The sequence below is a fragment of the Maribacter forsetii DSM 18668 genome, assembly GCF_000744105.1.
GTDB classification, from domain to species: Bacteria; Bacteroidota; Bacteroidia; order Flavobacteriales; family Flavobacteriaceae; genus Maribacter; species Maribacter forsetii.
In genome coordinates this window covers 2,451,156-2,465,382 of record NZ_JQLH01000001.1, presented here as the reverse complement: position 1 = coordinate 2,465,382, position 14,227 = coordinate 2,451,156, and the positions used below count along the sequence as shown (strand labels likewise).

General features: G+C 34.5%; 14 protein-coding genes. 1 reads left to right on the top strand and 13 read right to left on the bottom strand.

The features are described from left to right. Positions 1-113: 113 nt before the first annotated feature. From P177_RS10415 to P177_RS10370, 10 genes are all read right to left on the bottom strand, one after another. Positions 114-704: a DUF6515 family protein gene (locus P177_RS10415; RefSeq protein ID WP_036154529.1), complete on the bottom strand. Its 591-nt coding sequence runs from the start codon at positions 702-704 to the stop codon at positions 114-116. 173 nt (positions 705-877) lie between these two features. Further along, on the bottom strand, positions 878-2,785 hold the full coding sequence (locus tag P177_RS10410) for a monovalent cation:proton antiporter-2 (CPA2) family protein (RefSeq protein WP_036154527.1): 1,908 nt from the start codon (positions 2,783-2,785) through the stop codon (positions 878-880). A 43-nt stretch (positions 2,786-2,828) separates the two neighbouring features. Continuing rightward, the gene (locus P177_RS10405) at positions 2,829-3,380 is read right to left on the bottom strand and encodes an NAD(P)H-dependent oxidoreductase (RefSeq protein WP_051941801.1); all 552 of its coding nucleotides are present in this window, start codon (positions 3,378-3,380) and stop codon (positions 2,829-2,831) included. 42 nt (positions 3,381-3,422) lie between these two features. Then, the gene (locus tag P177_RS10400) at positions 3,423-4,046 is read right to left on the bottom strand and encodes a MarC family protein (RefSeq protein ID WP_036154525.1); all 624 of its coding nucleotides are present in this window, start codon (positions 4,044-4,046) and stop codon (positions 3,423-3,425) included. Between the two features lie 154 nt (positions 4,047-4,200). Beyond that, the gene (locus P177_RS10395) at positions 4,201-5,691 is read right to left on the bottom strand and encodes an aldehyde dehydrogenase family protein (protein WP_209435188.1); all 1,491 of its coding nucleotides are present in this window, start codon (positions 5,689-5,691) and stop codon (positions 4,201-4,203) included. 25 nt (positions 5,692-5,716) lie between these two features. After that, on the bottom strand, positions 5,717-6,655 hold the full coding sequence (locus P177_RS10390; protein ID WP_036154521.1) for an NADP-dependent oxidoreductase: 939 nt from the start codon (positions 6,653-6,655) through the stop codon (positions 5,717-5,719). Between the two features lie 18 nt (positions 6,656-6,673). After that, a complete protein-coding gene (locus P177_RS10385; protein ID WP_036154519.1) occupies positions 6,674-8,245 on the bottom strand; it encodes a carboxymuconolactone decarboxylase family protein in 1,572 nt (523 codons plus the stop codon). Positions 8,246-8,276: 31 nt separating this feature from the next. Further along, a complete protein-coding gene (locus P177_RS10380; RefSeq protein WP_036154517.1) occupies positions 8,277-8,900 on the bottom strand; it encodes a putative quinol monooxygenase in 624 nt (207 codons plus the stop codon). Between the two features lie 29 nt (positions 8,901-8,929). Beyond that, entirely contained in the window at positions 8,930-9,781 is an 852-nt protein-coding gene (locus tag P177_RS10375; protein ID WP_157486529.1) for a hypothetical protein, read from the bottom strand. A 19-nt stretch (positions 9,782-9,800) separates the two neighbouring features. Beyond that, on the bottom strand, positions 9,801-10,454 hold the full coding sequence (locus P177_RS10370; RefSeq protein ID WP_036154514.1) for an oxygen-insensitive NAD(P)H-dependent nitroreductase NfsB: 654 nt from the start codon (positions 10,452-10,454) through the stop codon (positions 9,801-9,803). 225 nt (positions 10,455-10,679) lie between these two features. Here P177_RS10370 and P177_RS10365 point away from each other — a divergent pair, with 225 nt between their 5' ends. Then, positions 10,680-11,063, top strand: a complete 384-nt coding sequence (locus P177_RS10365) for a winged helix-turn-helix transcriptional regulator (RefSeq protein WP_036154512.1) — start codon at positions 10,680-10,682, stop codon at positions 11,061-11,063. Positions 11,064-11,130: 67 nt separating this feature from the next. On the opposite strand, the gene P177_RS10360 is transcribed toward P177_RS10365, so the two are convergent. From P177_RS10360 to P177_RS10350, 3 genes are all read right to left on the bottom strand, one after another. Then, a complete protein-coding gene (locus P177_RS10360) occupies positions 11,131-12,249 on the bottom strand; it encodes an esterase-like activity of phytase family protein (protein ID WP_036154510.1) in 1,119 nt (372 codons plus the stop codon). An 80-nt stretch (positions 12,250-12,329) separates the two neighbouring features. Further along, positions 12,330-13,118, bottom strand: a complete 789-nt coding sequence (locus P177_RS10355; RefSeq protein ID WP_036154508.1) for an SDR family NAD(P)-dependent oxidoreductase — start codon at positions 13,116-13,118, stop codon at positions 12,330-12,332. Between the two features lie 74 nt (positions 13,119-13,192). Continuing rightward, a complete protein-coding gene (locus P177_RS10350; RefSeq protein WP_036154505.1) occupies positions 13,193-14,155 on the bottom strand; it encodes a hypothetical protein in 963 nt (320 codons plus the stop codon). Positions 14,156-14,227: the final 72 nt, after the last annotated feature.

Below are 14,227 nucleotides of genomic sequence, written 5' to 3'. Positions count from 1 at the left end.
GTAAGTAATTCGGTTTTTTATAAACCTAACGAATATCATGTTTTATTGATTGGAATAAAAAAAGGGCTTACGAATATTTTCGTAAGCCCTTGACTTTTAAAACGTTTGTTTAATTACTCCATATCAATAATACCAACAACCTCATAAGCTCTTGATCCATTTACTTGTATTTTTTCATACAGTATATTAGAGTATTCATAATATGTAAATCCATCAATAGTAACTTTCTCATATCCATCAGGTAATTCGCTAACTACTGTACCAATTTCAGGATCTACAACTTCATATCCAGAATTGGCTTCAACATAGAAGGTGCCACCAACATTAAAATACAAATGGTTATTGAAACGTACCCTAGCATAGTTTGGAGGTAGGCTATTTATTCTAAATCCAATTTTAGGCGCTATGGCAATATATCTACCACCAGATGCTGTATAGTATTTATTATTTGAGTAGTAATAATTTTGCCCATTATGTTTTACTACAGTTTTATTAGGTACAGTCCTAACTGCTACTACTTTTTTCTTGGGTGTTTTATACTGAACTCTTTTACTTGATACTCTACCTGGTGTTTTTGTTACTGTAGTAGTCCTAGTAGTAGTTGTTTTTGTTGACGTTCTTTTACGTGTTTGTGCTGTACTTGGCAAAGCGAATGCCATTAAAAATAATCCTAGTACTACATATGTTTTAGTATTTGTTTTCATCGTTTTAAATTTAAAAGGTTAAACTTTTATTTTTACGTTCAATACTTTGACATGTAAATGCACTTGTGGTTTAATCGATATACTAGTTATTAAGTTAGAAATAGACGAATTGGCATATTCTGTCTATGAATTAGCCTATTTTATAGAAGTACAAAATAGGCTTTTAGAAGACTTTAGTTGGTAGATGAAGAATTGTTATTTTGTTGGTCTTTTAATACCTCTCTAATAGATTCACTGTCCCAATGATTATCGTATTCGACGATACCCCTTTTAAAATCTTCTTCCAATAATCGTTCCTGTTCCTCTAATTCTTTACGGACTTTAAATATATAATCTTCATTTCCCTTAGGTTCAGCTGCCAATCTTCTTAAGCTGGTCTCATCATATTTAATGAAATTCTGTACTTGTCTGTTCAATGTGTATTTTCTAAAGCCGAGTTTGCTTAATACGTCTTTTGCTAGAGATAAAGAGGTGTCCAATGATTCTCGGTAAATGTTTTCAAAGCCCATATTCAGCAATTCATAAGCGTCATTTCTATTTTGGGCACGTATCATTAATTCTACATGAGGATATTTTTCTTTAACAAGTTTGGTGATTTCTAGTGTTACCGGCGGATTATCTATGGCACATATCAAAATTTTAGCTTGAGCAATACCCGCAGCTTCAAGAAGTTCTAACCTAGTAGCATCCCCATAGTATACTTCAAATCCCATTTTACGTAGCACATCTACCCTATTTGAATCCTGGTCTAGAATAGTTGCCTCTATACCGTGAGAACGTAAAAACCGACCAACGGTACTACCAAAGTGACCAAAACCGACCAGAATAACATTTTGAGATTTTGCAATATGGTCCATGGGTCTTTTAATGGACTCTTTTGTGCCAATTTTTGGTAATATAAATCGTTCGTTTATAATACTTATGATTGGGGTAATGGACATGGTCAGGGCTGTTATTACAAGCATAATATCCATCTGTTCCTGATCTAGTATATTCAATTGAAATGCAAAGGATAGCAGAACAAATGCAAACTCCCCAATTTGTGCCAAGCTAAATGTTAGTAGTAGATTTTGGTCAAGCTTAAGTTTAAATACTTTACCTGTACTAAACAGTATTAATGCTTTAATCAATATTACTGCTAGTAATATACCGCCAATGGTCAACGGAATTTTAGCAATGACCACAAAATTAATAGATGCGCCAACAGCTATAAAAAATAAACCTAATAGCAGGTTTTTAAAAGGCTCAAGATTACTTTCAAGTTCATGTTTGTATTCGCTACTAGAAAGGACAACGCCACCTAAAAACGCACCTAAAGCAGGTGATAGACCAACGTATTCCATTAAATAGGATATACTGAATACAATTAACAAAGCAGAGGCGAATAACAATTCCCTAACTCCTGTTTTTGCAACTCTTCGTAACATGGGTACGATCAAATATTGACCTGCACCGATAATTAACACTACAGACAAGATAATAGCCAGTGTTTGGTAGCCCATGGGCAAGCCGTCTAAAAGATTACCGGATGCTTCATGACTGTCTATGGCAGCTTCACTATCAGAATTTGAAAGCAAAGGAATTGCACCTAACATGAATATTACGATGATATCTTGAAATAGCAATATAGAAAATGCCGAATTACCGAAGGTAGTCTCCATGAGTCCTTTTTCATCAATAGTCTGCATTGCAATGGCAGTTGAGGATAATGCTACTGCCATAGAAATAACCAAGGCAACTTTCCAGTCAAAATTAAGTAGTATAAAAAAAAGATAAGAGAGTATCATAGAGCCGGCAACTTGTAAACCACCCATTCCTGCAATAGATTTACGCATATTCCAGAAGTTTTTAGGCTCAATTTCCAATCCGATCAAAAAAAGCATCACCACCACCCCGAACTCAGCAAAATGAAGAATATCTTCTCCCTCTTCACCTATAAAACCTAAAACATACGGACCTATTAAAACACCGGCAATTAAATACCCTAAAACAGAACTTAGACCTAATCTTTTGGCTATTGAAACGCAAATGATTGCTCCCAATAAAAAAACAATGGCATCAAAAAGTAGACTTCCGGTCATAATTGGTTAGTTGGTTGGTGAAGGGTATTAAACTAAATACCTTTTATGTGGTTACAATGGCTTCTTTGCTTTGTAATTGATCTATTAACATGCTATAATTCTCCCCGTAAATCTTAAGATCTTCATCAGATAATTTGTAAGTGCCCATAACGGTAAATGGCTTTTGATAGTGCATTAAACACAAATTGGCAGTTTGTTCAAAAGGTCTTAAAAACTCGGTAATGGTATAGCTATTTGTTCCTTGGGTACAATATAATTCTTTGTTGCCCCCTGTGGTAATAGTGTTTAAACAAATTTTAGAAGATAATGCCTTTCCCTCTGGACCGTATGCCCAATTGAATTCCAACACCATATCTATCCATTGTTTTAATAACGGCGGACAACTGTACCAATACATAGGATGATGCCAAATAATAACATCATGTTCCGCTAACAGTTTTTTCTCAAAAGGAACATCTATATGAAAATCTGGATACTCTTCATATAAGTCATGAAAAGTAACACCTTCTTTATCTTTGATATAATTCACCAATACATTGTTCGCTCTTGATTTTTCAAACTTCGGATGGGCAAATAAAACAAGTACCTTCTTCATATTCCAATGCGTTTTAAAAAAAGTATCCTTTAATTTAGGTATTTATTTTGTAATCAGGTTAAAGGAAATTTTTATTCCTTCGATAATCATACCCGTTCCTATGATGGCAATAATTAAACCCATAATCTTACCGATAACAGAAATAACGTTGTAACCAACCAATCGTACAATTAAGTTACTAAGCCTAAAAGTCAGATAAGTAAGTATACTCATGAAACCGAAAACAGCGATAACGATTGCTATATGAACAGGTTGCGAATTAGAAACAAAGTTCATAGCGGTAACTATAGTACCAGGACCAGCTAGAATAGGAATTGCCAATGGTGATACAGCAATATTTTCATCAATATTTACGTGTTTTATATTCTTTACATTAGATTGTTTTGATTGCAGCATGTCAAAACCGATATAAAATATTAAGATACCACCTGTAATTTTAAAGGCGGGAATACTAATATTAAACAATTCGAAAATATATTTTCCTAAAAGGACAAATACCAATACAATGATAAAGGCAATAAAATTTGCTCTTTTATTGATATCGGCTTTGGTTTTTTCATCTGCCCCTTGGGTTAAAGATAGAAAAACGGTCATGTTAGATATTGGGTTAGTAATGGCAAAAAAACCAGTAAAAACAGCAATAGAAAACGTAATTAAATCATCCATTATTTTAAGCGAAATTTAATCGTGCAAGAACTTGATTTCTTACTGAAATTCCAAGAATATTTTGAAACTTTTACCAATTGTTAGAATATAAGAAAAGCTGAGACTAATTGGAATTAATCTCAGCTTTTAAAAATGTAACTTAAATTACTTTTGACTACTGAAAATCAGCTGCTTTAAAAGGATATTTCCTTGGTGTTTTTTGAATGGTAATCCAATGAGCTACTGTAAACGATTTTACACCCCATTGTCCATTAAAACGTCCTAGACCTGAATTTTTAACTCCTCCAAATGGTGCATAGGCACTATCATTAACTGGTTGGTCATTAATATGTGTCATACCAGCTTCAATACCTTGTGCAAATGCCATTCCTTTTCCCTCGTCTCGTGTAAATACAGAACTAGATAAACCGTAGTCTGTAGCATTTGCTAAACGTAAAGCATCTTCTGTATCTTTTGCTCTAGCAATAGACACTGCTGGTCCAAATATTTCATTTTGAAATAATGGGCAATTTTCGTCTACATCTACAAAAACGTATGGCGGCATATGTAAACCTTCTGCTTCTCCACCTAATGCCATTTTGTAACCTTGTTCTTTTGCATCGTCTATTAACCCTTTAACAGTATCAAACTGATTTTGATCAATAATAGGACCTACAAACGTATCCGGATCATTCATATCCAATCGTTTTAAGGTTTTTACTTTTGCTATAAACTTTTCTGTGAATTCATCATAGACTTTATCTTCAACGATAATTCTGTTGATAGCCATACAGATTTGACCTTGGTTCATAAATTTACCCCAAGCAGCAGCTTCAACCGCTTGATCAATATCTGCATCTTCTAGCACCACAAACGGACTGTTACCACCTAATTCTAACTCGATGTTTTTAATGATATCTGCCTCCAGAGCATTTTTACCAACTTGACGACCAACTGGTGTTGAGCCTGTAAACGAAATTAATTTTGATATTGGGTGTTTTGTAATTGCAGTACCAATAGTACTTCCTCCACCTGGTAAAACGCTTAATAACCCTTTCGGGAAACCTGCCTCTTCTAAAAAAGAAGCGAAAATTAATCCGCCTGTTACTATAGACGTTGATGCCGGTTTTAACACCACCGCATTACCTACTGCCAATGCTGGACCTAAAGTACGCGCGGTTAATTGACCCGGAAAATTCCAAGGAGAAATTAAACCAATAACACCTAATGGTTTTCTAACAGCCATAGATTCTTTGCCATCAATATCTTGTGGTAATATTTTACCTTCTACTTGTAATGGTAAATGCACAGCACTTTCAAAAACGCTAGCTACTAATTCTGCTTCAAAATACCCTTTTGCTAAGGTTGCTCCTACTTCTTTTCTTGCCCATTCTGCAAACTCTTGCTTTCGGCTTCTAACTACTTCGGCTAGTTTAAGCATCATTCTACTCTTTTCAGGAGGTAGTACAGCTGCCCATTTTTTCTGCGCAACTGCTGCTTGTTCAAAAGCTTCATTTACATCATCTGTAGTAGCTCCATTTAAAGAGAATAACTCCTCTTGGTTCCAAGGGTTAATATCCTTGATTGCTGGTCCTTTTCCGTCTTTCCATTCGCCACCAACAAATATTTTTCTCGTATAATGCGGTAATTTATCTTGTGTTTTCATTTTCATTGTGTTTTAATAATTGATACTAAAGTGTCACGATTACTTTACCCACTGTTCTTCCTTTTTCAACTTCGGTATGGGCATTAGCCATATCTTCAAAAGCAAACGTTTTGTAAATGTTTGGTCTAATGCTACCGTTTTCTAACATTTCTTTTAAGGTGTTCATATCTTTAGCACTAGAGTGTACTAAAATGTCTGAAACGGTTTTGTTCTCCTTTTTGGCTGATGCTTTTAAGTCATCTAAGTCCATACCTACTGTTGTGTAGGCTGTTCCACCGCTTTTTAAAACTTTTACTGCATTTTCTAATACTTCACCACCTTGCGTATCTAACACAAAGTCGATATCGGATAAAATTTCTTCAAACTTTTCAGTATGATAATCAATTACGTTATCTGCTCCAATAGAGGTAACAAATGCACTATTTTTTGCCGAGGCAGTAGTATTCACAAAAGCTCCCATTGCTTTTGCAATTTGGATAGCAAAATGACCAACACCACCAGAACCTGCTTGTATTAGTACTTTATCACCTTTATTAATCCTTCCTTCTAAGATTTGTAATGCAGTTAAAGCAGCTAAGGTTGTAGCAGCAGCCTCTTCAAAAGAAACGTTACTTGGCATTATAGCTAAATGTGCTTCTGGAGCAGCTACAAATTCCGCGTAAGCATTACCTACACCAGGAAAATTAACCATTCCGAAGACCTTATCTCCTACATTAAAATTGGTAACTGCTGCGCCAACTTCGGTAACTATACCGGCAATATCCCAACCTAAAATAACAGGTCGTTCTTTACCATACATCATACTTAACATCTCGTCGTTATACTTTGGTTTTACATCTGCAGGGTTTAATGAAATTGCCTTTACAGTAATTAACACTTCGTTCTCTTTTATAATCGGTTTTGCTATTTCTACTAAATGAAGGTTTTCGGGTCCTCCTGCTTTTTCTAATACTATTGCTTTCATAGTGTTTCTATTTTTAAATTATTTTTTATTATAGACAACGGTCATTCCCTTGCCTTGCTTAAGTGTTAAGCGCATTTTGGTATCTGTAACTTCAATTACAAGTTCATCATACCCTAAATCCATATCTCCGATTTTGCTGGTTCTGGTGAAGAAATTATTTTTCCAATCCCAAGTACCTGTCAAAACTTTACCTCCAAAAACTCCAAATATTTGTCCGTCGTGAGTAGCAACAGATTGCCCGTCTTTGTCACCATAAAAATTATCGGCAGCTATCTTTAAATATTCTTCTTTTGTGTTTATTCGTTTCCAATTTTCATCTACAGGTATAGCTTTACTAATAGTTGATGGAAGTGTGTAAGATGCTATTGAATTACTAAATAGAACCGGAGTAAATAACACATTGTTTTCTATGGTAATATCTGCTAAACCTTTCGGGAAGTTCCCAATTAATTGTCGCGTATTCTCATTTATAAAAAACAAGTCACTAACCGTACCTCCTGTTACTAAAAAACCATCATTAACAGCAGTTAAACCGTCTAAAGCTCCTAGTTGATAACTGCTTTTAAACCGTGTTATCCTTTTATCTTTTAAGTTGACTTTATATAGACTGCCAAACTTATCTGGTGAAATTTCTAAAGTCAATTCTTCACCAAAATTTGCAATAACTAAGTCTTCATTTTGAATATAAAGTCCGTTTGGATGCTTAATTTCTGGGGATTGAAACCAAACCTCTAATTTGTTATTTACTAATGTGAAAATCTTACCACTTGCTATATCAGAAATAAAAACCTGTCCGTTTTTAGAAACCACGACATCATTTAATGACACAACATCTGGAGAAGTAATGCTATTTACGACTTTACCATTTTTAACATTGATAATATGAAGCTCCTTACCATCGCCAACGTATAATTTGTCCCGATATAATGCCAAGCCTGCAGGCGAATTTAAACCAGTTACCCATTTATAATTATCAACTTTTCCGTCCTTTGAAATTCTACTTATATACCCTTTGTTATTTTGATTTACATTAGAAACATACAACCAATTCTCTGTTGGTGATGCCACAATAGACTCAGGCATAGAAAAGCCATCTAACTCCCAGTTTTTAACTAATTGTTGTGTTGTATTTATGTATTTAGATGCCGTATAGTTTGTTTCTTCTAAAACTTCCTTTAAAGTAAAAATGCCATTATTTGCAGCAGGAAAGCCCGTATACAAGCTTAATAAAATCATAGTTTCTGAAATCTCATTTGGCGTAGCACCTAAATTTAAGGCAGCCTTTATATGCGACTTTAACTGCGATTTTGCATTAGCTTGTGTAGTAAGACTAGCAATTATTAATAATTCTTTGGTTTTAAAATCTATGCCTTTTCTGTTATAAATTTCTCCAAAACCATAGCGAATAATATAATCTGCCATATCTGGAGAGACACTTTTAAAAGCTGCTTCTAATCCTTTTGAAGCGCCTTCACCATTAACCTCGTTAACAATTTTTACGCCTGTTTTATAGTTGTCTTCTTTAGTGTTTTGGGCATTACTGGAGTAAGCTAAAACTAAAGTGTATAATAAAATTAATTGCTTTTTCATAATCTTTGTTTTTAATAAAGTTGGGTATCTTTTAAATTTCTCTAACGAAATTCATATACTGCTTTAAATCACCAATGACAGCATCTTCCATTAGTTTGCCTGTTTTTACTGCATAAGGTTGATTAAAGTGAATGTCCCAAACATCAGATTCTTTTCTCCAATGCTCGTAAACTGCTAGGGTATCTTCTTGATTATCTACTGTATATAAATCAAAAAGAATGTTGCCTTCTTCCTCGTTTCTTGTGTGGATAATGTGATCTTCAAACTGTTCAAGAAGTGCTTCTCTAAATTCCGTTTTTAGTTTAAAAATGAAGAAAATAATAAATACGTCATCTTCAGGATTTTCAGATTTAGAATGGTCTGGAAGCGGATTTGTATCGCCTAAAAAGTAGAAATCAGGAGCCGACTGTAAGGCGGTCTGTCCTACTTCCATTAACTTCTTGGTATGTGGCTCGTTATCGTGAGCTGTAATAGCAGCTTTGTCTGCCCAACGTTCGTAAACAAAAAACACATTGTCTTCTGCTTTAGACACAAATACTCTAATCTCTTTATTACCAGCCTCTTTTTGTGTTGCCGCTTGTGCTTCTTTAAGCGTTGCTGCAAACGTGTATTTATGTTCTGGTTTTGCAGTAAATTTTACTATTGTACTTTTCATAATAATGTTCTTTAGAATTGAAGTACCTTTTATTTTAATGGAGTAAGTGGTACTTTTTGAATGATTGTAACCTCTTTTATTTTTGCAAATCTGTCATTTGGATTATCCTTTACAATCCAATGGTGAGAAGTAGTTGCGGTTAATTTTTGACCCTCTTTTGTTATCCCTTTCCAAACAAAATCTACATTGACTTCATATTCATTTTCTGAAATTACTTTTACTGTAAAATTCTCTGGAAAATGACTGCTTTCCTTCAATTGCTTTGGCGTTCCGTTTAACCATTGTTCTAATTGTTCTATGGTAACAATAGGCTCGCTATTTGTTGAAAAATTAAGTTTAAAACCATCTGCTAATACCTCTTTAAAAGGCGCAACATTACCATCTAACTGTTCCATATTTAAGAGCCAGTAATGCATAAGAGATAACATTCGGTTTTCTGGATATGCATCCTCAAACGTTGGGTCTTTAATCTCGCCAGTAGGGTTAATATTGATTTCTGTAAACACAGGTAAAAGCGCACCAGGAACCTCTTTTAAAAATGTGCTGTAATGCAAAGGATAACTGTCATTAGCACCGTCTGACTTTAAATTTTGATATATAATATCAGCTTCTAAATTAATAGCACCGTTCTCTAATTTATTTACTGTTATATTTTGAATATGATGCGCATTCTTCCATCCTTTATAAACTTTTAATCTTTCAGGATAATTTTCTTTGCCTTGCATTTCTCCAGCTACAGATTTCATTTTTATATCATCTGCTAAAATTTCTAACTGATTTTCTAGTCGTTGTTTATTTTCAAAATCACGTTCATAAAAAAGATACCAACGGTGATATTGTACGATAGCTGCGTGAATAATTTTTGTGTTAGTTTTCATCATTATTGGATTTTAAGACTGATTATAACTGTGTGATAACTGTTTCTTCAGGAAATCTAGATTTCGGTAATTTTGCATTAAAGTCACTGTCTTTTCTATAACCTAAAGACACAACCGCTAGAGCGGTGAAGCCTTTTTCGCGTAAGCTAAATTCTTCATCTAAAGCTTTTACATCTACACCTTCCATTGGGCAAGCATCAATACCTAAGGCAGCTGCACCTAATAAAAGTGCGCCCATATTTAAATACACTTGCTTTTCCATCCAGTGTGGTAAATCTTTAAGGTCGTAGCGGTGAATGTTTGCAAATAGCATACGACCACCGTGCATTTGATCTTTAAACTCTTGTGCTGCAAAGCGACCATCTTGGTCTTCTTGTTCTAGAACGCTGTTCATATAATCATCGTCTGCATCTGTGCGAGCTGCGATAACAATTACGTGAGATGCATCTAAAACTTTTGGTGTGTTGAAATGAAACGCGCCTTCTGTACCTTTTGCAATACGGGCTTTACCTTCTTGGGTATCTGCAATTAAAAAATGCCAAGGTTGTAGGTTTACACTAGAAGGACTTAAACGCAGTACATCTTTTATCTGTTGAAAATCTGCATCTGATATTTTCTTAGTTGCATCAAATTCTTTTGCTGAGTAGCGGTTGTTTAATATTTCTGTTAGATTCATTTTTGTTATTTCTTAACTTGTTGATTTATAATACTATCAAAATTATAGTACAAATGTAAGTGTAGAGTTGGTACGTGTCAATAACGGTCAAGAAGTATAGTATACAAAATAATTTGTAATAATCTGAATATCAATTATTTGAATACATAATATTTTACTATAAAAAGTATAGTTGCATACTATATTAAAGCTTATTATCTTTGTCATATATTTAATTTTAAAGAAATGGACAGAAAAGAACTGTTTGAAAAGAAACCAAAAATTAAAATCAATAATAAAATATCATTCTGCCCAACGAGCGCAGCAATGGAATTGATAGGTGGAAAATGGAAGAGTGTGATACTAACGCATTTAATAGGCGACAAAAAACGCTACAACGAGTTGCGTAAAGAAATTCCTGGTATTACTGAGCGCACGTTGAGTTTACAGTTAAAACAATTAGAAGCAGATGGTATGGTAAACAGAAAAGTGTTTACTAAAAAACCACCTTTAAAAGTAGAATACACTCTTACGGAGTTTGGACAAACATTGGTTCCAATTCTAAACCTAATTGTTGATTGGGGATTACACGCAGCAGAAACAAAAGGGGAGTTTTTGTTTGAGGAATAGAAATTCGGTTAAATAAGAGCCCTTTCTTATCATGAAATAAGAAGGGGTCAAAATTGATTCTCTGTATTTATTTCTCTACTTCAAAAAGTATAAACTGATTAAGTTGTGGACCATACAGGCTAAAATTATTATCGGCCACCACTATTAAGGAGCGATTACCGTTTGCAAAGTCAGGACCAAAAGAGATTCCTTCAATATTGTCGACAATACCGTTGGTTAATTCATTTCTAATATCCTCAAAATTGAATAAAAGCTTCTTTGTTACTTTGGTATAGCGCTCAACTTTTAAACTATTGATACCACTTACATCAGTCGCTTTATTTGCATCAACATCATAAATTTTAACTGTATTTCCTCCGTCCTCATATCCCATGGAATAAGAACGTTCTAGTACAAAAAATCTATTGGTATCGTACTCTAGAATCTCAACAATACCATTTAGTTCAAATGTAGCTCCGTCAATTGCAGGACGGGAAACTTTGTCCAATTCATACACTATTTCCTTTTCGGAATGCCCTGTTTTTTCATTAATATAAACTATTCTTACAGGTGAGTCTGTTTCTTCTAAAGTAGGTTCAACTCCGTCTTCTTTCAATGGTAATTCCATGGCAACCCAATACCCTTTTTTATGTTTACTTACAGATATTCCCTCAAAAACACCGTTATGGCGAGGTCCCAAATCTGGATTCTCATTAGGTAAGTAGCGACTAGCAAGATTCAATTCTTTAACAAAATTTCCGACTGAATCTGAAATGCGTACGAAAGGTCTCAGACCTTTCTTTATATTTCCTTCACTTGTCCAAATAAAACATCCATCATCATATCTAATAGATTCGGGATCGACAAATCCTTTTGGTATTACTTCGTCAATTGAATCTTTAAAATGAGTAACGGATGTTATTTCAATCGAATCAAATCCGTTAATATCATAAGAAATATTGGCGCTATAAAAGCGTGGAAAATCACTGTCATCACTAATGGCGTACCAAATTCCATTTGCATAATCTATACCTGATAACCCACCTACCCTAGTGTTGGCAAATGTTGTTTCATCAGGCAAAACATATTCATCTATAAAACGCAAATTGATATCGGTGTCATTTGGTGGTGATTTTTTAATATTACCACAAGCAGAAACAATAAATAATCCTATAATTAAAAGAAATGTTCGTACTGTAAAGCTCATGTATGAATTTTGAACAATAAATTTATACTTGCAAAATTACATCTATTTCTATGGTGATTTTAAATTATAGCAAGTGAAAATTATTTAATCAATTTCTTCGTTAACTCAACCAATTCTTTAATTTTTTCATCATCATAGGCATCTGGGTGTGCTTGAGAATAACCTCCTTTATCATTATCAAAATAAGCGTTTGTTTTCGCTTTGTCGGTCATACTTAAATCATAAAGAATATCTACTCCCTTTTCTGCAGGAGACCAATGTTGACCGTAGGCTTCCTTTGCCATCTTAGTATTCAATAACGAACCTGGGTTCACGGCAACAACCAAAATACTTGGTTCTTTTTTTGCTAAATCAAAACTCCACATGGTCAACGCTAATTTACTTTGTGCATAGGCATCATTAGCCCCTAAACTCATTTCACCTTTTAATGCACTTAAAGAAACTGGGGATTGTGCCGCAGAACTAAGATTTACAATTCTAGGTGTATCTGACTTTTTCAATAACGGTAATACCGCATTTGTAAATTGATATGGTGCTAAATAGTTTACTGTTAAACGAACATCTACTCCGTTCGAAGCAGTATCAGTTTTAGTTTTCAAAACACCGGCATTGTTTACCAAAACATCAATTTTCGGCATTTTTTGAGCAACTTCTTTTGCCATCTGTTTAACCTCTGACAAGTTTGAGAAATCGGCTAAAAAACCTACTATATTGTCATTCTTTGATTCCGCTTTGATTTCGGTTACAGTAGCCTTTAACTTAGTATCAGTTCTACCATGAACGCCAACTAAATGACCTTCTTTCGCCAAACGAAGCGCCAGTAGCTTTCCTATACCGTCTGTGCTTCCCGTAATTAATATATGTTTCATTTTTTAGACTTTAGTATTTTATAAATGGAATTTTGGCAGAATATGTTCTGCCAAAATTCTGTTTTCTTTTATTTTTAAAACGGTGCAAAGGTATCTTTGGGACCTTCTGGTAAACTCCAACGCTCGCGAGCCGTAATATTTTCTGCCGCAACAACTTTTGATGTTGAATTATCAACGCTGCCATAACTACTTGCACCTCCTCGTGGTATTTGCATACGATCTCCATACAGCCATACAACCAAGTTACTACGTTGTCCACTTGTAATTGGATGGGTAGCATGAGGTACTTTGCCAGTATGAATTATTGCCTTACCGGGTTCAAAGATAGTTTGAACCACTTTACCTGTTGATCGATCATGAAAATCGACTTGTGAACCTGTAAATTTTTCTTCAGGTAAGTTAATATTAATATTCAAGGTAGCTGCGGAAGCATCCGTATGGGCATGCAAATCTTTATCTTTATCTGGGTTATACTGAATAGAAAAACCAAAGGTTTGGTTATCGTAGCCATAAGTACCTAGTAATAAACGGGCGATCGGACGCATATAGTGATCCATGATTTCGTTGTAAAATGCCTGAAAATTGGGTGCAGCAAGATGACCTTCTGAACGTGGGTCTAACATAACGCCATAACGATTCAACTGAATGCCATAAGGTGCACGTCTTGGAATTTCAGAATTTACCGTAGCTTCTAGATATTTACGAAAATCTGCTAGACGTTCCAAATCAAAAAACTGAGCAGAATATACCCCAGGAATAATCTCTTCCCATAAATCAGCAACAGCATTTTCCTTTTCTGGATTTTCCCAAGCATCGTTTATAGCTTTTCTTAATTTTGGGTCAAGTAAGGTTTCATCAGGTACTAGCAAACTGTCTTTGTTTTCAATTTCCCATTCGCTCCAAGCATCTTTAAGCAACTCTCGGTTACTATTCCAAAATTGTGACACAGAAGGATCACGATTTAGTGAAGCTTCGCGAGTTGGTAGTGTAAGCGCACGAGCTTGTGCGAGTGCATTTGTATTTGTTATTGTTTTCATAATATATTTGTTTTTTACCAAAACCTCTTTAAAAGTATTTTTGGTTTTATTTACTTATTCTGATAACAAAGG

Excerpts from the sequence above, each read along its gene's own strand:
- P177_RS10385 (WP_036154519.1), bottom strand. The coding sequence starts at position 8,245 with ATGAAAAAGCAATTAATTTTATTATACACTTTAGTTTTAGCTTACTCC.
- P177_RS10365 (WP_036154512.1), top strand. The coding sequence starts at position 10,680 with ATGGACAGAAAAGAACTGTTTGAAAAGAAACCAAAAATTAAAATCAAT.
- P177_RS10410 (WP_036154527.1), bottom strand. The coding sequence starts at position 2,785 with ATGACCGGAAGTCTACTTTTTGATGCCATTGTTTTTTTATTGGGAGCA.
- P177_RS10400 (WP_036154525.1), bottom strand. The coding sequence starts at position 4,046 with ATGGATGATTTAATTACGTTTTCTATTGCTGTTTTTACTGGTTTTTTT.
- P177_RS10375 (WP_157486529.1), bottom strand. The coding sequence starts at position 9,781 with ATGATGAAAACTAACACAAAAATTATTCACGCAGCTATCGTACAATAT.
- P177_RS10355 (WP_036154508.1), bottom strand. The coding sequence starts at position 13,118 with ATGAAACATATATTAATTACGGGAAGCACAGACGGTATAGGAAAGCTA.
- P177_RS10395 (WP_209435188.1), bottom strand. The coding sequence starts at position 5,691 with ATGAAAACACAAGATAAATTACCGCATTATACGAGAAAAATATTTGTT.
- P177_RS10370 (WP_036154514.1), bottom strand. The coding sequence starts at position 10,454 with ATGAATCTAACAGAAATATTAAACAACCGCTACTCAGCAAAAGAATTT.
- P177_RS10405 (WP_051941801.1), bottom strand. The coding sequence starts at position 3,380 with ATGAAGAAGGTACTTGTTTTATTTGCCCATCCGAAGTTTGAAAAATCA.
- P177_RS10380 (WP_036154517.1), bottom strand. The coding sequence starts at position 8,900 with ATGAAAAGTACAATAGTAAAATTTACTGCAAAACCAGAACATAAATAC.
- P177_RS10415 (WP_036154529.1), bottom strand. The coding sequence starts at position 704 with ATGAAAACAAATACTAAAACATATGTAGTACTAGGATTATTTTTAATG.
- P177_RS10390 (WP_036154521.1), bottom strand. The coding sequence starts at position 6,655 with ATGAAAGCAATAGTATTAGAAAAAGCAGGAGGACCCGAAAACCTTCAT.
- P177_RS10350 (WP_036154505.1), bottom strand. The coding sequence starts at position 14,155 with ATGAAAACAATAACAAATACAAATGCACTCGCACAAGCTCGTGCGCTT.
- P177_RS10360 (WP_036154510.1), bottom strand. The coding sequence starts at position 12,249 with ATGAGCTTTACAGTACGAACATTTCTTTTAATTATAGGATTATTTATT.